This is a genomic window from Rhizobium herbae (genome assembly GCF_017873135.1).
GTDB classification, from domain to species: Bacteria; Pseudomonadota; Alphaproteobacteria; order Rhizobiales; family Rhizobiaceae; genus Pararhizobium; species Pararhizobium herbae.
The window spans coordinates 1-16,954 of the sequence record NZ_JAGGJV010000014.1; the positions used below are offsets into that span (position 1 = coordinate 1).

Annotated in this window: 19 protein-coding genes; 1 reads left to right on the top strand and 18 read right to left on the bottom strand. The window is 60.3% G+C overall.

Annotated features, from left to right (window positions below):
- Window positions 1-324: 324 nt before the first annotated feature.
- From J2Z75_RS27900 to J2Z75_RS27935, 8 genes are all read right to left on the bottom strand, one after another.
- The gene (locus tag J2Z75_RS27900; RefSeq protein ID WP_209857090.1) at window positions 325-1,128 is read right to left on the bottom strand and encodes a DNA adenine methylase; all 804 of its coding nucleotides are present in this window, start codon (window positions 1,126-1,128) and stop codon (window positions 325-327) included.
- Window positions 1,129-1,301: 173 nt separating this feature from the next.
- Entirely contained in the window at window positions 1,302-3,758 is a 2,457-nt protein-coding gene (locus J2Z75_RS27905) for a heparin lyase I family protein (protein ID WP_209857092.1), read from the bottom strand.
- A 13-nt stretch (window positions 3,759-3,771) separates the two neighbouring features.
- Window positions 3,772-4,176, bottom strand: a complete 405-nt coding sequence (locus J2Z75_RS27910) for a hypothetical protein (protein ID WP_209857094.1) — start codon at window positions 4,174-4,176, stop codon at window positions 3,772-3,774.
- A 15-nt stretch (window positions 4,177-4,191) separates the two neighbouring features.
- On the bottom strand, window positions 4,192-4,968 hold the full coding sequence (locus J2Z75_RS27915) for a hypothetical protein (protein ID WP_209857096.1): 777 nt from the start codon (window positions 4,966-4,968) through the stop codon (window positions 4,192-4,194).
- A 15-nt stretch (window positions 4,969-4,983) separates the two neighbouring features.
- Window positions 4,984-5,586, bottom strand: coding sequence for a phage tail-collar fiber domain-containing protein (locus tag J2Z75_RS27920; protein WP_209857098.1), 603 nt, complete (start codon window positions 5,584-5,586; stop codon window positions 4,984-4,986).
- The gene (locus J2Z75_RS27925; protein WP_209857100.1) at window positions 5,583-6,446 is read right to left on the bottom strand and encodes a phage tail protein I; all 864 of its coding nucleotides are present in this window, start codon (window positions 6,444-6,446) and stop codon (window positions 5,583-5,585) included. Before J2Z75_RS27925 ends, J2Z75_RS27920 begins: the two co-directional genes overlap by 4 nt.
- Window positions 6,439-7,572, bottom strand: a complete 1,134-nt coding sequence (locus tag J2Z75_RS27930; protein ID WP_209857102.1) for a baseplate J/gp47 family protein — start codon at window positions 7,570-7,572, stop codon at window positions 6,439-6,441. The genes J2Z75_RS27925 and J2Z75_RS27930 overlap by 8 nt, the downstream gene beginning before the upstream one ends.
- On the bottom strand, window positions 7,565-7,972 hold the full coding sequence (locus tag J2Z75_RS27935) for a GPW/gp25 family protein (protein WP_209857104.1): 408 nt from the start codon (window positions 7,970-7,972) through the stop codon (window positions 7,565-7,567). The genes J2Z75_RS27930 and J2Z75_RS27935 overlap by 8 nt, the downstream gene beginning before the upstream one ends.
- Before the next feature lie 122 nt (window positions 7,973-8,094).
- On the opposite strand from J2Z75_RS27935, the gene J2Z75_RS27940 reads away from it, so the two are divergent.
- A complete protein-coding gene (locus J2Z75_RS27940) occupies window positions 8,095-8,967 on the top strand; it encodes a hypothetical protein (protein ID WP_209857106.1) in 873 nt (290 codons plus the stop codon).
- Here J2Z75_RS27940 and J2Z75_RS27945 read toward each other — a convergent pair.
- From J2Z75_RS27945 to J2Z75_RS27990, 10 genes are all read right to left on the bottom strand, one after another.
- Window positions 8,964-9,458, bottom strand: coding sequence for a phage baseplate assembly protein V (locus tag J2Z75_RS27945; protein WP_209857108.1), 495 nt, complete (start codon window positions 9,456-9,458; stop codon window positions 8,964-8,966). The genes J2Z75_RS27940 and J2Z75_RS27945 overlap by 4 nt on opposite strands.
- The gene (locus J2Z75_RS27950; protein WP_209857111.1) at window positions 9,445-10,443 is read right to left on the bottom strand and encodes a phage late control D family protein; all 999 of its coding nucleotides are present in this window, start codon (window positions 10,441-10,443) and stop codon (window positions 9,445-9,447) included. Before J2Z75_RS27950 ends, J2Z75_RS27945 begins: the two co-directional genes overlap by 14 nt.
- On the bottom strand, window positions 10,443-10,712 hold the full coding sequence (locus J2Z75_RS27955) for a tail protein X (RefSeq protein WP_209857113.1): 270 nt from the start codon (window positions 10,710-10,712) through the stop codon (window positions 10,443-10,445). The genes J2Z75_RS27950 and J2Z75_RS27955 overlap by 1 nt, the downstream gene beginning before the upstream one ends.
- Window positions 10,709-11,197 carry a phage tail protein gene (locus J2Z75_RS27960; protein ID WP_209857115.1) on the bottom strand — a complete coding sequence of 163 codons (489 nt, stop codon included), beginning with the start codon at window positions 11,195-11,197 and terminating at the stop codon, window positions 10,709-10,711. The genes J2Z75_RS27955 and J2Z75_RS27960 overlap by 4 nt, the downstream gene beginning before the upstream one ends.
- On the bottom strand, window positions 11,194-11,403 hold the full coding sequence (locus J2Z75_RS27965; protein ID WP_209857117.1) for a hypothetical protein: 210 nt from the start codon (window positions 11,401-11,403) through the stop codon (window positions 11,194-11,196). Before J2Z75_RS27965 ends, J2Z75_RS27960 begins: the two co-directional genes overlap by 4 nt.
- Window positions 11,403-14,282 (bottom strand): tape measure protein, encoded by a 2,880-nt coding sequence (locus tag J2Z75_RS27970; RefSeq protein WP_209857119.1) that lies wholly within the window; start codon window positions 14,280-14,282, stop codon window positions 11,403-11,405. The genes J2Z75_RS27965 and J2Z75_RS27970 overlap by 1 nt, the downstream gene beginning before the upstream one ends.
- Before the next feature lie 243 nt (window positions 14,283-14,525).
- On the bottom strand, window positions 14,526-14,873 hold the full coding sequence (locus J2Z75_RS27975; protein WP_209857120.1) for a hypothetical protein: 348 nt from the start codon (window positions 14,871-14,873) through the stop codon (window positions 14,526-14,528).
- Between the two features lie 54 nt (window positions 14,874-14,927).
- The gene (locus J2Z75_RS27980; RefSeq protein ID WP_209857122.1) at window positions 14,928-15,440 is read right to left on the bottom strand and encodes a phage major tail tube protein; all 513 of its coding nucleotides are present in this window, start codon (window positions 15,438-15,440) and stop codon (window positions 14,928-14,930) included.
- Window positions 15,441-15,455: 15 nt separating this feature from the next.
- Window positions 15,456-16,715: a phage tail sheath family protein gene (locus J2Z75_RS27985; protein WP_209857124.1), complete on the bottom strand. Its 1,260-nt coding sequence runs from the start codon at window positions 16,713-16,715 to the stop codon at window positions 15,456-15,458.
- Between the two features lie 11 nt (window positions 16,716-16,726).
- Window positions 16,727-16,945 carry a hypothetical protein gene (locus J2Z75_RS27990; protein ID WP_209857126.1) on the bottom strand — a complete coding sequence of 73 codons (219 nt, stop codon included), beginning with the start codon at window positions 16,943-16,945 and terminating at the stop codon, window positions 16,727-16,729.
- Window positions 16,946-16,954 lie beyond the last annotated feature (9 nt).

Genomic DNA, 16,954 nt, shown 5'->3' on the forward strand with positions numbered 1-16,954 from the left:
GATTGCGTCAGCTGCCTGGGCGCCGGATACTGCTGCGAGAGCTGCAGCGGAGCCGAGAAGAAGGCTCTTAATGTTCATTTCTGACCTCCAGTCAACCGCCCCTACAGTCAGTGATTGAAGATCATCGGAAAAGCTTCTTTAGCTCGCGATTGTCTCGTGCTCCCCATCCAACTCCGCCGGGTCTAGAGATTGGCTACGCCTGACCCCGACCACCGTATACCTCAACATGGACGCGTCAAGCGCATGTTCGACGCGCTTGCGCTTTGCAGAAACCGTCCCGGCCGGCGTGATCGCCGTCAGTCCGGTGGAACATGACTAGTGCTGTTATCCTGTAACAATTAGCTCTTTCGCGGGAGTGCCTTTGCCACCGCCGACCGAGTAGTTCAAAGCCGCTCCGTTAAAATCGAAGGCCGAGAAGATTTCCCTGATCGGAGGGACATCGTTGATCGAGAGAATAAAGCTCCCTTCGATCCGGCGCAGCCTTTCTGCAATTTTGACGAACTGGTCACGCCCAAACAGGGCTTTCCCATAGTCGTCTTCATTCCCGAAATACGGCGGATCGAGATAGAACAGGGTGCCCGGCCGGTCATAGCGATCAATGAAGGCCAGCCAATCCAAGTTCTCGATCACAACGCCGGAAAGCCGCTCATGCACGTCCTCCAAAAGCGGTGCAAGACGATTGAGATTGAACCTCGCCGAATCACGGGTACTGACGCCAAAACTCTGGCCCGACACCTTCCCGCCGAAGGCCAGTTTCTGGAGATAAAGGAAGCGTGCCGCACGCTCCAGATCGGTCAGTGTCACCGGGTCACACGCCTTCAGGCGGTCGAATTCCCGCCGCGATGTGATTTGGAATTTGAGAGTGTCCATGAACTGCGGATAGTGCCGTTGCAGGATGCGAAACAGGTTCACGACCTCACCGTTTCGATCGTTGATGACTTCCGATCGCGGAGCCTTGGTGCGCCGGAAAAACACTCCGCCCATGCCAACGAACGGTTCGGCATAGGAGACGTGGGGAGTGGCATTGATCATGCCGACAAGTCGGGCGGCCAGCTGGCGTTTGCCGCCAATCCATGCGGCCGGAGGCTGGGTCGTGGGGACGTCTATTGAATTGTGGTCGAGGGGCATTTCAAACCTTGCACGAATCGGTCACACAGGCCCGCCTCGCTTCGGCGGGGTAACGGGTGTGACGGTTATCTTTGAGAGCTGTCGACGGGGCCGCTCTCGCAAAGAAGACCCCGTTTCCGGAGTGGGCGACCACTCCGGGCACCTGGAGCTGACCGGCAAACGCCGGTCAAAGGTCAGCTAATCGGAAGCGGCGCGTTGATGCGCTCCAGCAAACTGTCATTCCCATATTCGTAATTGACGAGGTGAACCACGTCGATGCGATTGGAGTTATTCCGGTAGATGCCCGCTTTCATGTAGGGCGGCATAGCGTCGATGTAGCCAAGCGGGCCATCGTAATCGAAGAGCAGCTTTCCATCGCGCCAAACCCGAAAAATCGACGTTTGCGCGTTGTTGTCGTAGCGCAGCTCGATAACCCAATTATAGAAGCGGCCGAGCTTGAAATATGGGTCGCGGAAAAGGGCCTTCGATCCGGGATTGACCACCAATGGATTTTGAGCGCTGGAGCGAACAACGATGGCAAGCTGGCTGCCTGCCTGCAATTCAAAGGCAAAGGCGGGCGATGTCACGCCGTCGGTGGCATCTTGCGAATTGTGAAGCTGTGCGAAGAGGAACCAGCTTTTCGCGTCGATCACCGTTGCGGGCTCGATCATCGTCGAAAACGAAAAGTACCGCCGCTCGACAAACGGAACGAGGCCGTTTTGAAAGACTTCCGACCGCTCCGTGTCGGGCGCGTTCCATACCGGCCGGTCGCCTGGGCGGCATTCGAAGCGCAGGCGGTTGCGCTTGTTGGTCGCCCGCGTAATTGCATAATCGGCGTCAGGGCGGCAATGAACGCCGCCCCATTCGGCGGGCACTTGCGTGGTGATGAGTGCTTCCGAAAACACGGGCCGGTCCAAAGCCTCGGCAAAATCAGCGCGGTCCACGTTCGCCCTGCCGACTTCCATCAAGGTCGCCAGTTTGGCAATCAGGCTGCTCTGACCTGCGGGAGGCGTTAGGGGAATAACGCCGGTTTGATTGAGCAGAATGTGGCCGCCGCGTTCGCCTGGCAAATGAATGTCAAACGTCCCGCTTGGCAGCGAAAGGGTCGCGTCATCGGCCGCCACATTGATGATTGGATAGGTGACGATGCCAAATTCGACCTCGGCGTCAAATTCAAACTCGACGGAGAAATCGTTCGTCGTCGTCAGCGGTTCGAAGACGAACTGCACGTATCCCTTTCCGTTGGCGTTGACGGGTGTTGCGACCGCCGCGACCTTGTGGAATTCGCCGTCTCTCGGAATGTCCACCACGTGATTGGTAACAAGGACATCGGCCGATGTCAGTTCTGTCCAGAGAAGACGCGTATTGTTGATGCCGGTGCTGGCAATGATGCGAGCGTTGGCCACGGCTCCATAAAGGTCGTTCGACAGTACGAGCCGGTTCGCGTAGCCGATGGGGCGCAACGCGCAGGTGGCGAGAACGGGTGCCCCGCCCGTCCGGCTGAATTTCGCCCTGACGCGCTTTACGCCACCCACCGTTGTCACGCTGATGATTTCGAGCGGCATGGTGTTACTGCGCTCCCAACTGGTCGGGACGCTGCCACCGGAACCAATGACACCCGCGACCGCTCCAGCGGCGGTGATGTTGGTCACGAGATTGTTGGCCAGGGTCCGGCGCGGTCCCGGTGCCCAGGGCGTGATATCGTCGATCGCATTGGCCTGCTGATACATCAAGGTCGTGATTTCGAACTCGATGGAAAAACTATGGGCTTCGGCGGGATTAGCGATAAAGCCCCAATTGATCCGGTTCCCGACCTCGCCACGCAGGAATGCCACGATATGTTTCCACTCGCCGGTTAGCGGGATTTTGTCCGATTCTCGGTGCACGCCGCTGTTGATCTCGGCGATCGTGAGCCGGAAGTCTGCAATATTGTCCGAAGCCAGCACGCGGACGAGCGCGTGGGCGGCACGGCCGGAAGCGGCGGCAAGCGTTTCGCCAACATAGGGCACAGGCCGCAACGTCACCGACTTGTTCGGATTGGCGCCTGTGCGCGAAAGTCTAACGCGCATGCGCTGCGCGTTGCCCTCTTCGGTAATGGCGAGGATTTCACACGCAAAGCCGTTGTCGCTGAGATTGAAGCCATCAGGCAATATGCCGCCCGCGCCGATGACGCCGACCTTGCCGCCCGCAAACTCCGAATTGGCCATGAGATTGGCGTGGGCGCGATAGACTTCGAGGCCGTTCTTGCCCCATCTCGGCGTGTTGGCCGGATAAGTCACCTGGGGCAGAGCGCCCAATGGCCCGTAGCCTTGGCTGGGCCTTGCAACGGAGACGATCGCCGCCTCGGCTCGGCCCGCCGCCAAGCCGTTCTCTTTATATATTCGCCGTTTGAAATCGTAGAAGCCGGGACTGACATGCGCGGCGGCAATGGCGGCGTTCGCTGCCGAGGCAAGCATCGACTGATAGAGGTCCGACACCAGTCGGCGCGGGTCCGCGCCATTGGCGGCCGTCTCGACCGCCGCGAAGCGGGCGGCGATCGGGCCGGTGGCGAGAAGCGGCGGCGTGAGTGTCGCCGCAAGTTCTGCGGCGGCTGCGGGGTTTTCCAAGTCACCGAGCAAGGCTTGGGTGAGGTAGATACGTGGCGGCTCCATCCGTGGCTCCTCGTTAGAACTGATCGCAGAGCGCGAGAACAGCGGCGGGGCAATCCGGCCAGGCGTCTTCCGTCAGGAAGTCGGATACCGGATCAGCCGAAAGCGTTTCGACCGATGCCCGCATGTCAGAGATCCACTTCAGCGCCAGGGCGAAGGTTTCGAGCAGCGCCGTCTCTTCGGCCGAGCGATCGGCAGCAACTTTGGCCGAGGCAAGCGAAGCCGCCCCGCTGATGTTCATCTGGGCTTCGGCGCTTGCGGTGCCATAGATGCGTCGGCGGCATTCGGTCTTGATCTCTTCGCGTCTGTTGGCGGCCTTCGCCGCGTCAAGGACGGCGGCAGGCACGCCGGAGGCGATGAGGGCACCTTCGCTGAAGTTGGCATAGGTCACGCCCTGGTATTCGATGGTGAAAGTCTGCATCGTCGTGTTCTCCGATTAAAGGGTTGCGAGGTTGGATGCGACCCAGCCAACCGATGCGGGTGTTGAGCCGCCCGCGACACCGGCGACCCATTTGCCCGCCATATCGGGGGTGACAAAGGTGGTGTTCTTGACCATCAGGGCAGCAAAGTGCGTGCGGGCACCAAAGATCACGCCAACGGAACCGGCCGGGCGGGTGACTGTGCACCCGTTCAGTTCCAGACCAATCACAGGCGGCCCATCCGTGACGTTTCCAGCGAGGAAGCCGTTATAGCTGTCGTTGACCATGACACCGGCTCCCGGTGCGGCCGGAAACACGATCTCGATCGAAGACGCGTTGATGCTGTTGGAACCAAAGGACGGGCAATAAAAGCCGCCAACCTCCCAGTCGCCGACGACTTCCGGTTCAGGGCGGGCGTGGACACCGAGGAAGACCTTGTAGCGGATGCTGCCGGACACGGAGAGGTGAGAGCCAAGCTTCAGATGCTGGCCCGCACGAAGGCCGATACGCGGCGACGTGAACGTGTAGTTCGCCATCAGCCTGATATCGACGTATCGGCCGGCTCCGGCCAAGGAAAGCGCCCGGTCGATGGTCTGAAAAGGCTGCTCAGGCACCAGCCCGCTGTTGGCATTGTTCCCGGCGACCTGATCGACGTAGTAGGTCCGCGACATTTCCGGCAGCGTTGCAATCGCGGCGGCGACAGCGGCGTCGATCGCGGCTTTCTTTGCGTCGAAGATGTTGATGAGCGCATCCGCTCTTCCAACGAGGGTTGCGATGTCACTTGTAAGGCTCATGTCGGTTCCTTTGGGTTAGAGCGCGGCTATCGCGGCGCGGATGTTGTCAACTTCGATCGAGAGGCGGCGGATTTCCGCGAGTGCCCCTTCCACCCGCTCGTCGGCTTCCACGGCGTCCAGCCGGTCTCGCAAGGCCATCAGGCGGCTGGCGTTGCCCATGATGGCAGCGCCCATCTGGGCGAAGTCGGAACCGAAAAAGAGCGTCAGATCGACATCGCCAGCCTCGACGGTCACGGCCGACGCGGGCAGCGCTTCAAGCGTCAGGTCGAAGGCAGTGACGATCGGCACGCCTGCCGTCTTGTAGGCGAGCGGCGTGTCCGTATCTGACCAAACGGCCAGCATCGTTCCATCGGTCAGGATGAAGCCGACTTCCTTGATCCAGAAGCTCGGCCCGCTGTCGAGCAGCGCCGTGAGGTGAATGGTGAAGTCACCCACCCAACTGCCGCCCGCGACGGGAACGCGCATGCGCTCGTTTCCCAATTCGGTTTCGGAACCGTCCGGCTGGTAAGCCTGATCGCCAAAAGCGATATGCGAGACCCGGGCGGAAAGCCCCTCACTGTCGGCGCGGAATACCGCTCTCATGCCCTCGCGGGTCAGCATCGGTATCAAAGCATTCATGGGTTCACCTTGCTGAAAATGAATCGATCACCGTGATCAATCACGAATTTGTCGCCGGTCGGCGTATCGACCACGAAGGCGTGGCCGCCCGGCAGCGGCTCCAGTGCGGCGGGTGGCAGGAACACGTGCATGACCGCCCGAACGCATGACAGACTGGAAAGGGAAGCAGCCAGCCCGGCCCGCGTGGCGGTCTGCGGTGCAGCTGCGTCGGCCGAGCGCCGCACTCCGACAAAACTCTGGATAACGGCAGCAAGGCCCGCCCGCGCATTCGGCACGGGCGGCACAGCTTCGGCCGTGGGGCGCACTACGGCCACGTTCTGGACAGCGCTCGTCAGACCGGCCGAATTGCCGAACTTGATGCCGAGCAGAAAGCTGATCTCTTGCGACCACCGTTGCGTGGCCTCGATAATCCGCCTGACGGCGTATTGCGTGGCGGCGCTGAAGAGGTTGTCGTTTCCGGCCGTCAGATGATCGTTGACGTAGGCAATGACGGTATGGGTGTCATGCGGGCCTTTCGGCGTCGTCTGCCACCACTGCGTCCAATCGACGGTAATTCCTAACGCGCCAAGCGCCCGCTTGGTGCCGTAGACCGTGCCGGTCCAGGCGTGGATTTCCGGCGCACGAGCCAGCAGCTCGCGCACATGGGTCTCAAGCAAGCCGGGCGTCATGAATTCGGTCATGCCAAGTTCGACGGTCAGGATCGGCAACAGCCGGGCGTCAACCGTCAGCGGGTCTTGGATGAGCAGCGCCGAGGTGCTGAAGCTGGACAGCACATTGCTCAAGGCGGCTGCGAAGTCGCGGCCGCGCTGGTCATTGACGCCGGGAGGGACAAGCGAGGCCGGGATGAAGGGATCAGACATCGGCGGCCACCACGACATTGACCGTCAGGCTGGCAAGGGCTGCGAAGCGGTGTGCGGCGAGATCGGTAAAGGCAAAACCGGTCAAGGAAACGTCGGTGACATCGGGCACCGCCTTGACGGCCGCGATGATGACCGACGGCGCTACCTGACTGCCGAGCGTTTGTGTCCATGGCGTGAAAGCGGCGATTGCGGCAGCGCGGGCTTTTGCCTCCATCCCGGCGATCGCCTGGGCGACCCGCACCGTTAAAACCATGTCGAAATCAACCGGCTCCGGCGAAAGGATGGTAACATCGTCGCCCATGGCCCGGCGTGTTTCCGGGTCGAGATAGGCAAGCACAGCGTTCTTGAGCGCTGATGTCGGCAGGCCGGTGCGCATCAGCGGGAAAATGTTGATCTTGCCCGGCTCCGGCCGGACCACGGCAACGTCGGTGATTTCCGGGTCAACCGCCATCACGTGTTCACGGTAGCCGTTTTTCGGGCCGGTCTTGGCGATCGTGAACAGGGCATTGACGACGCGGAGCCGGAAGCGGTCCTCGTCCTCGATGTCGGTCCCGCCCGAAACGGCCACGGTGTTGGTGGCCGTGGTCACATAGGCGACCGGATCGAGCAGATCGGTCACCGCGCCGATGCCAAGGCCATTCCAGGCAGCGCCGGGCGTCTCGGCCGTCGCCGATACCGTGGCCGAAAGCATCCCGGCCGGGATGATCAAATCCTTGTCGGTGGCGAACGTCACGGCCGAACCGGATGCGACCCGCGTGCCCTTAAGAATGGCCACGTCGATCAGCCGGACGGCCGACAGAGTGAACCGCAGCGTGGTTTTCGAGGGCTGCGCCAAGAGCCGGAAGGTCGAAACGTTGGCGCCGCGATTTTCCAGATGGACGCCCTGGCCAAACACGGCCGTGTTCTGCACGGTCGCGGTCTGCGCCGCCTCGTGTAGGATCGAGAGCGCATAGGCCGCGACTTCGATCAGGAACATTTCGGTTTGGGCCGGATAGAGCGTGCGGCCGGAAACGACTTCAAATTGAGCCTTGAAGGATGCCTTCAGTGCGGCCGGGTCGCGTTCGAAGAACGATGGCGCACCGGCCGCGCGAAGCTGTTCAAGGGTGCGCTTGACGGGATCAGCCACGATAGGTGACCTCCGTCACGCGGATATCATCAATCACGCTCTCGATCGGCCGCCAGAAAACCTGCGTCGTGAAATGCGAAAACTGCACTATAGAGACGCTGACTTTCTGCACGACGATACGCGGCTCCCAGATGGTGAGCGCGTCCCAGATTTCGCGGGTCAGATGCGGAATGCCGATGTTGGGATGCCTGTCGATCGCGCCGTGCAGATCGCAACCCTTCTCCGGCTCGGTCGGTACGGAGCCTTTCGGCGTCAAAACGATGTTGGCAATGGACTGATTGAGATCGTCGATGGCAAAGACGATCGCGCCCACCACATCAGGCGCTTCGCCCGTATCCGGGTTGATCCGGCCGACCTTGAGCGACCAGTGGCGATAGGGGATTTTGTCTTTGTCGAACATGGGGCGAAGGTAGCCGCCGCCCCAAACAAAAATGACCGGACGTGAGGTCCGGTCAGTGCAACCAATCCGCATTTCCTGCTATCGGTCGTTGAAAACTAGTCGAAGAGGCGATGAAGAGCAAGATGACCGATAGTGATATCAAGGCCGAGGCCCAAAAGACTAGAAATACGCGAGCGTTTTGGGTGCTCGTGGCACTGACCTTGGCATATTGCTTTCTCTACTATTTGTTGATTGTCGAGACTAAACAGTGTCAGGGAGTGGTCGTTTCCACTTCTGCGTTTGCCGGATTTTTTGATCGCTATCTCGCTTGCCAAGATATCAACCAGCTCGGCGGCGCACTTGCGGGTGCGTTCGCCCCCGTCGCATTTCTCTGGCTGGCTGGTGCCGTCTTTATCCAATCGCAAGAACTCAGAGCCCAGCGAGAAGAGCTGAATGATACGAGGAAAGTGATGAAAGAGCAGGTAGCGGAAACTCGGGCGTCTACAGCGCTTTTCAATGAACAAACCGGAATATTGCGAAGACAGCAGCAATTGCGAGATCAGCAAGAGGCCGATGAAGAGTTTGATGCGCGCGAGGCCTACTTTGAACAATCCATACGGAACGGGAGAGGGGTGCGGGTCTACTATAAGTATGACATTCTCGTTGACGGTCCCGAAGGAGGCCTCGTCAAAGGCACTACGGCCGACGCATACCTTATTTTTCCGCCAACTTTCACTTCTTGCTTTTATGGGAGCGATGCGGAATCCAGCTTGATTCAAATGGCACGCGCTATCGAGTTCCTAACGGACCGTTCCCATCCCGAGTACCGGATTCCTAATGAAGTGGTAGACGAATTTAGACAAACCTTGACTGAAATTAATGCCATGGTTGATATGATCGCGCTTTTATCACCGTCACACCAAGTAAAAGCGAATGCCGGCCACTTTCAGGAATTTAGCGACCACCTTGGCATTTTACTTAGCGAAATGGTGCGATTTGCTGACGACGATCGTTAAGCCGGCTCTCCGGTCAAGTCGCCTCCGGGTATGACGCCCGTGTGCAGATGATCGTGACCCACGTTCTTTCCGTTGTGGGTGAGAGTTTCGCTAACAAGATCGATGCTTGATCCTTGGATTTTCACAGCACCTCTAACGTTGATTGTTACCGCGCCAGCTTCGCGATCGATGTGAATTGACCCGCCCGGAAAGGTGATGCCCACATCATCGTTTCCCTCAAACGGTGGCGTGTCCTTGTCATTATATTTGGAGCCGATGATGCAGCCGTCCTCGCCCTTCAGATCGACGGCGCACCAAACCTCGTCGTCAACATCCGGCATCATGAAGCTCTTCGTCTTGCCGGATGACCGCGACAGGACATCGACCCAGAAAGATACCGTATCGTCCTCGTCCTTGAATTGGACTTTCACCCGCATTTTCTTCGGGTCGCGATCGACCACGATGCCGCGTTTGTTGGCGTTGTTTTGCTGGTAGTCGTTATTTGCGCGCATCGAGCAGCTCCACGTCGGTTGTGTATCCGCCGCGCGTCATCCGGTGGGTCGAGCGGTCGATAAGGTAAAGGCCGGAATACTTGCCGAAATCCGCCATGTTGACGGTCACACCCGCCACGGCCCGCACATCGCCAACATGCGAGAACGAGCCGGAGCGGCGTTTGCGATTCTTGAAGTGCATCCGCGATCGGGCGAGCGCCTTGGCATTGGCGGGGCTCTCGGTGCGTTCGCCCGCGATCTTCAGCACGTCGCCGGTTTTGACCTGGCTGTCGGTTTCCTCGCTTTCGACCGTCTCTTTTTTGTTCGGGTCGAGATAGGAAACCTTTGCCTTGGAATAGGTGTCGGCCGTCTGTTCCTTCAGTCGGTAGGACAGGAGAGATGTGCCGAGAGATAAATGGCTGACGGTCAAGGCGGCGGCGCGGCCGTCCACCGACTTGATGCTGGTGAAAATCGCGCGGGTGCCCCTGACACTGAAATAATGCCCGGTCTCTTCGGCCAGCCGCGTCAGAAATTCGAGATCTCGCTCCCGGCGCTGGCTCACTCGCTCGAAATTGAGGCTTTCGACTTCGCCTTCCAGGGAAAGGCCGTTTTCACCGGCAACCTTGCTGACGATCGCCTTCAGGGACTGTTTTTCAAAGGCGCGGGATTTCTGGGTCCGCAGGGGCTTGGTGATCGGAGCGGCGAGGCCGCGCATGGTCATGCGGTCGCCGCCACGGTCGCCCTCGGCGTCCGGCTCGTCCATTTCGAACGTGCCGCAGGGCAGGATACCGCCCAGGCCGTCAAAGATGGTGAGCGTCATGGTATCGCCGGGCTCCGGCTTCCATGCGCCTTTCCACCGGCCGTCCTTGTCCTGCACCGTCACGTCAATCTCATCGATCTTGCCGTGGTGATTGTCGGTGTAGCTGATCGACGTGGTCATCGGATCAAGTTCGGACGAGATATCGACGCCCTGATAGATCAGGCTGAAATAGGGGCCTGAGGCCATCAGACGCTCCCATAAGAGGGGTTGTCGCGCTTCCACGGCGGCAGCAGATCGATGTTGGTGGCGGTTTGCTCGATCACCGGGATGATGAGCGTAACGCCCTGGGGAAGCACCAGCGGCGGCACGGCGAGATCATCAAGATACAAATGCCGGTTGGCTTCCAAAAGCACCGTCTGCTTGTTCTGGTCGCCATAGTAGCGATAGGCGAGCAAATCCCACCGGTCGCCCGCGATCGTGCGATATTCGAAATAATCACCAGTTAGAGCCGTCATTGCCCACCACCTTTGCGAACCTGCGGATTATTGGCGGCAGCGCCGGACAAGGCCGGTGCGCGGCTCTTGGCAATCGACATGATCAGCCCGAACAATCCGCCGGCTATCGGGTCTTCAAGCAGGCTTATTGTTGCCTCGACACGAACCGGCACACCGAGCCGGTCGGTCTTGGTGATGCCGATCGACAAGCTTTCGACCACGTAGCGTTTGCCGGTGTAATCGCCATTGCCGAGGACGAGTGGCATCGGCGATTTGAGCGCGAAGGCTGTCTCGAGCTTCGCCAGCTCCGCCGGCACATCGCAGAACTCTTCCGAGAAAAAGAAATCGAACGTCTGCCGGTCCAGCTCTTCGCCGATCGCCTGAAGCGCGGGTTTGCCCCGCGTCGTGTCGTGTTGCGCGAACGTCGCGGCCCGCTCGATCGTATGGCCGACCGGCCCGGCCGGGCCAGCAATTCCTAACGGGATGGAACCGAGCAGGTAAATCATCGGGTCCGCCTTTCCGAGGCGAGGCGAGCCGTTAGAAACCGGACGCCGCAACGAAAGGCATCGGGCTTGGTGTGCCAGTACAAACGGCCGCGCTCGGCCACCTTCTTTCCGTCCACCAGCGCGTAGAACCGGCCCTCCGGCGAAGTCACGCAATATGGCAATTTTCGCACCATGATGCGGGCGTCGGCTTCCGATCGCTTGCCCATCACACGTTCCTCCGAGCGCGGCGGCGCAATTCCTCATCGACCAGCTCGGCAATCTTGCGTCCGCTTTGGCTCATCAGGTCGTCCCACTGCTGCCGCACCTCGTCGGCATTGCCGCCCTGAATTTTGGTTTCCGCCTTGAAGTGAATGGCAATCGGCGACCCGGCCGGTTGCGCGGCGGACTGCGACTGGACGCTGACGCGGGCGACGGCAGCGCGTGCCGCCTCGTTCCGCGCGGCATCGGAAGGCGGCACATTTGCCGCCTGTTGCGTCGCGGGCATTTGCGGGCCTGCCTGGGCGGAAAGCGCGGGCATGGCAATTGCCGCCGCCGCCATGGTGGCCGCCGCAGCGGTCCGCATCGCCTTGACCATCGGAGCCGCGTGGATCGAGCCCGCGATGGTCTCTGTGAATTTCAGCCGGTGGATGTCCGATAGCGGGCCGGTCTTTGCCGGTGACGAGGGCAGATGATCACGCACCAGCTGCGTCACCTTGCGGATTTCCTCGATCACCACGGCGGCACGCGCACGAATACCGGCCGCGAGCGTATCCATCAGCGCAACGCCCTGCGGATAGAAGCTGACAGCGCCGAGGAACGCCTGCGCTTGGCGGATCGAGGACATGACCGTATCGCTGACCCGCTTTGCCGCCGCTTCCAGCGCCGCAAGCCGCCCCATGGCCGGGCCAGTGTCGATGGCCGCGACCGCCTCCATGTCGGTTTTCAGGGCGGCGGTCGCCGCCGCCGTTGCCCTGATCGTCGCCGGATCGGTCACGTTGACAGACGCCTGCATCTCCGCGTCAGCACCGAAGGTGAAAACGCTCTTGACCTTGGCCCAGGCGGCGGTCGCCCGCGTGGCAAGCCCGTCGATCGCCACGCTGATTTTGTCGCCCAGGCTCCCGATCCATCCGGCAATATCGGGCATCTCCGGCAAGTCGAGCGCCGGGAAGTCCGGCCACTTGAAGGCTGGCAGATCAGGCCACGAAAACGCGGGGAAGGCAGGCCAAGAAAACGACGGCAGATAGTCCGACCATTTGAGCCCGGTGATGTAACTCGCCCAATCAAGCCCGCCCTGGATGATGCCCGACCAGCTGAAGCCAGGAATGAAGTCGAGCCAGCGCAGCGGATGGAGCCATGAGGCCCAATTGATGACCGTCAGCACGTTCGACCAGCTGAGGGCCGAGACGATGCCCGACCACGAAAGGGACGGCAGATAAGCCGCCCAATCGAGGCTTGCGATGTAGTCGGCCCAATTGAGCCCGGTCTTGATAATCGCCGCCCAGCTGAAGCCGGGAATAAGGTCAAGCCAGCGCAAGGGATGCAGCCATGACGCCCATTCCAGCACGGTCACGAAATTCGACCAGCTCAGCGTCGGGATCATGCCGGACCATTCCAGCGATGGCAGCGAATCCCATGCCGCCGAGATGGCACTGGTCAGGTCGGACCAACCGGCCGACAGCATCGCCAGCGGATCGAAGCCGAGAAAATCGGTGATGGCCGCCCAGGCGGTCGCAATGCCCGCCGTGATCGAGGCCCAAAGGTTGCTGAAGAATGCGCCGATCTTATCCCAGTTGGCATAAATCAGCGCAGCGCCGGCCGCGATCGCGACGATTGCCAAGATTATGGGGTTTGCAGCAAGCGCCGTGGCGAGAAGCGTTAGGCCATAGGCGATTTGAACGAGGCCAGCGGCCGTGGCGATCAGCGTGGGCGCAAACGCGAAGCCCGCCAGCACCATTGCGAGGTTTTCCCACCCGCCCACATAATCGGATGCTGCCTGCAAATAAACGGCAAGTTTGCTGAAAATCTCATAAGCGCGGGTGGCGAACGTCCACGTGCCTTCAAGGACGGATTGGATCGCTGCCCCGATCTTCGCCGCCCATTTGTCGAGTTCGCCCGTGGCCTGAAGTCGGTTGACGGTATCCAGCACGCCTTGCAGCTTGCCCTTCATCCAATCGAAAAGGCCCGCATTCATGATGGCGAGCTGAAACTTCAACCAGATATCGGAGAGGTTGGAGACCATGCCGTCCCACGTGCGGGCCAGCTTCTCCATTGCGCCGCCATAGCGCTCGCGCATGATACCGGTAATCGCCGCCTGGATGCCCCCCGGATCAGATGCCAGCGCCTTGGCGATCTTCTTTTGCCCGTTGACGGTGTAGGTGTAATAAATCTCATTACCCTTGACCGCAGCCTTGATGCCGAATTCCTTCAGGCGCTCATTCTCGCCGGTTACGGCGTCGGCGATTGCTTCGACCGCCATTTCAAGCGGCTTTCCCATCGCCGCCGCTGTGTCGCCAAGGTCTTGCAGAAGCCCGTTTGTCGGATCAAGCCCATAGGCCCGCAGCTTCACAAAGCTATCCATGACCTGATCAAGCTCATACGGCGTCTTGACGGCGAAATCAGTCACCCAGCCCATCGCGGCCTTCGCCTTCGCGGAAGAACCTTCGGTGGTTTCAAGGATGGTCTGGAATTTTTCGAATTTCGATGCTGTACCGACCAGTTGGTTGGCGGCAAGGGCCGAACTCGCCATCAAAGTGGCGGCAATACCTGCCGCGACCGTCAAGCCACGGAAAGCCTTTCCGGCTCCGGTCGTGATCTGGTTGAACCCGGATTTCCCCAACGCGACAGTCTTTTGATGCAAGCTGACTATCGCACGCCCGGCCGCTTGAGCGCCGGAGACGACAACATTGAAAGCGGAACGGGCCGCTGAGCCGACGCGATTGAAAGCTGCGGCCGCGCGTTCGGTGGCACGTGTTGCCGCGTTGGACGAAGCTTCAGTGGCTTTTCCGCCAGCCTTCACGGAAGCGGCGGTGCGCTTCTCGGCGGTCATGATCTTGTTCATGATCTTGGTGGCCCGATCGACCCCCTCGAAAATCATCATGAACTTCATTTTGGAAAGCCTCCGGCCCGGAATTCCAGACCAGAGGTGACATTATATGCGGGGGGAAATGACCGGACGATTGGTCCGGTCAGCCTTTGCCATTGGCGGAGCGGATGGCTTCGGCCTTGGCCTCTTCGAGGGCGACAGCTTCATCGTACCACCAGCCGAACTCGTCCTCATCCATTGCATTTAGATCAGCATGGGTCCAGCCGCGCTCTAACAGGAAGAGATGTTGGACCGGCGCGGACAGCCTTAGCTGGCTGTCTTGCTGGCCTTTCCCTCGCTGTCCGCGTCATCCTCGCCGCCGAACAGTTCGTTGATCAGCTGAAGGCTGTCGGCGGCCGGAACCAGTTCGGAGAGATCGGTCAGAGTGATCTTTTCACCTTCGAACTGCACGGTTTCGGTGATGTACGCGGCCTGGGATTTTGCGATATCTCCCTTGCCGATCCGCTGCGCCCGCATCCAGAGGCCGTGATTGATGAATTTCGGCACGGTGCAGACGACGCCGCTTTTTTTCAGAGGCACTTCGTAAGTGCCCGTATTGGCCTCCTTGTGCGCTCGCAGTTTGTCGACAACGGCGGATTGGGTTTTGGTGGTCATGGGTCAATTCCTTGTGACGGTTCAGGCGTTAGAAAGGGAGTGCCGGCCGCGTGGCTAACGCGGCCAGACGTCTTCGCCATCGATGCGGTAGATGTTGTTCCAGCCGTCGTATTCGATGATCGGGGTGTCGGCGCCGTAGACCTTCTGCATGAAGTAGCCGATGGAAATGTCGTGTTCCTGTCCCATCTGCTCCCCAAGCTTGGCGGTGCGGCCACCGGTTTTCATCATCTGGAAACCGATGTGAGTCACCAACGTGTGAGACTCAGTGTCGTTGCGACCCTCGCCGTCGAAGATATCGACGTAGGAATGCAGCTGGAGCTTGGTCATCTTCGTGGGGTTGAGGATGGTGCGGCTAACGCCTTCGTCCAGCCATTCGAAGGTGATCTTGCCTTCGATCGCCTGCACCGGGCGACCGGGAAGCTTCAGCACCCCGATCATGCCGAGCGACGAATGCTCGACTTCCTGATGTCCGATCTCGCCCAGGTCGATTTCGGAAACACGGCCGCAAACATCGACGCCATTGATATAGATGTCGGCGTCGGTGATCTGGCCAATTTTACGTGTCATGTGGATTGCCTCCCGTTAAGCCGCGAGCGAGAGCGCGTCGGTGATGAACTTCGTATCGACGTAGCTGTCGACGGTGATGCGCTCCATGACCGAGGTCGGATGGCAGCGCAGCTTGTAGAAGAACCTGCCGTCCGCGATCTGCTCGGGCGTGTTCTTCTGTGTGTCGAAGCGGAAGTCAGCGCCGTAGAAAACGCCGTCGCCGGTCTTTGCCCGCAGGTAGGCGTTGACGCCTTCTTCCGCCGCTTCGACGTTCTGGCGAGTGCCGAGGCGATCGACGTAGTTCATGAGGAAAAAGATGATCGCCTCGTGGGTCATGTCGAGAATGCGCCGGGCATGAATGAAGTTCTCGACATGTGCCGATGACGGGAACGCGGCCGAGCGGTTGCCGAACGTCCGAAAGCCGGTGGCGAACGATCGCATCGCGGTGACGATGCCCGCTTCGTTGAGGAAGTTGGTGTCGTTCTGGTAGTCGGACGGATAGAAGTTGATCGGGACTTCGAGATCCACGACGCCCTTGATTTCGCGGTTCGACGCCGAATGGTGGTAGCCCTGCTCAAGGTCGGTGGCGATGATGACGCCAGCCAGCCGCGACGACAGCGGGTCAAGGCGCGTGCCGCTGTTCGCAACGTCCTCGATCAGCACATGCGGATAGGTGAGGATGACGCGGGCGCTGGACGTGTTGGCGCTGCCGGTGGTGCCGCGTGCCTCAACTGCCTGCTGCTTGGTCAGGCCAAGCGGCAAATCGGCAATGGCAATGGCGTTGAGGCGACCGGCAACCACGTCCATCTCCGCCCGCACCGTCGCCGTCGGCGAATAGCCAGGTGCAAGGATCAGCTTCGGGAAATAGCCGAACTTGTTGTAGCACTCGTAAGCGCCCTTGAAGCCCGAGGCCGCGCCGCCGGCGCTGATGGTGCCGTTGATTTCGGCCGTGGTCACCTTCGAAACGTCGGGAGTGACGCCTTCCTTGTGGACGTCCGGATCAAAGACGTTGTTGACGATGATCGTGCCGCCGTCGCCCTGGTCAAAGATCGCATCGAGCGCGGCCGGGATCGTGTAGCCTGACGCATGCGGGCCGAATGCGGCAGCAGCCTCCGCAAGGCTGCGGATGATGACGCGCTTGTTGATGTACTTGGCGCGTTCCTCCGGCGTCGTGTGAATGAGGTGGATGGGCGCTGTGCCGTTGAGATAGGTGACGGCGGACTTCACGTCGCGAACGACGGTTACACCGTCTTTATGCTCGACGACTTCCGGGCCGTGATGAAATGTTGCCGCCATGGGCAGGGCTCCTAATTGGCAGCGCCTTCCGGCGCGATTTCCGTTGCGGTTTCCGGCGCGGGCTTCAGCAGGCCGCGTTCGGTGAGGTTGGCGACGATCGGATGCGTCTCCGGCAGATCGGCGTAGGATTTGCCGGGGATCAGCATCACCGGTTCGGCCCGGCCTTCGATGTCGAGCGGTGTGGTCGGGCCTGAATAGATCAGCCCTTTTTTGAGCGCTTGCTTTGCCACGTTGGTCCT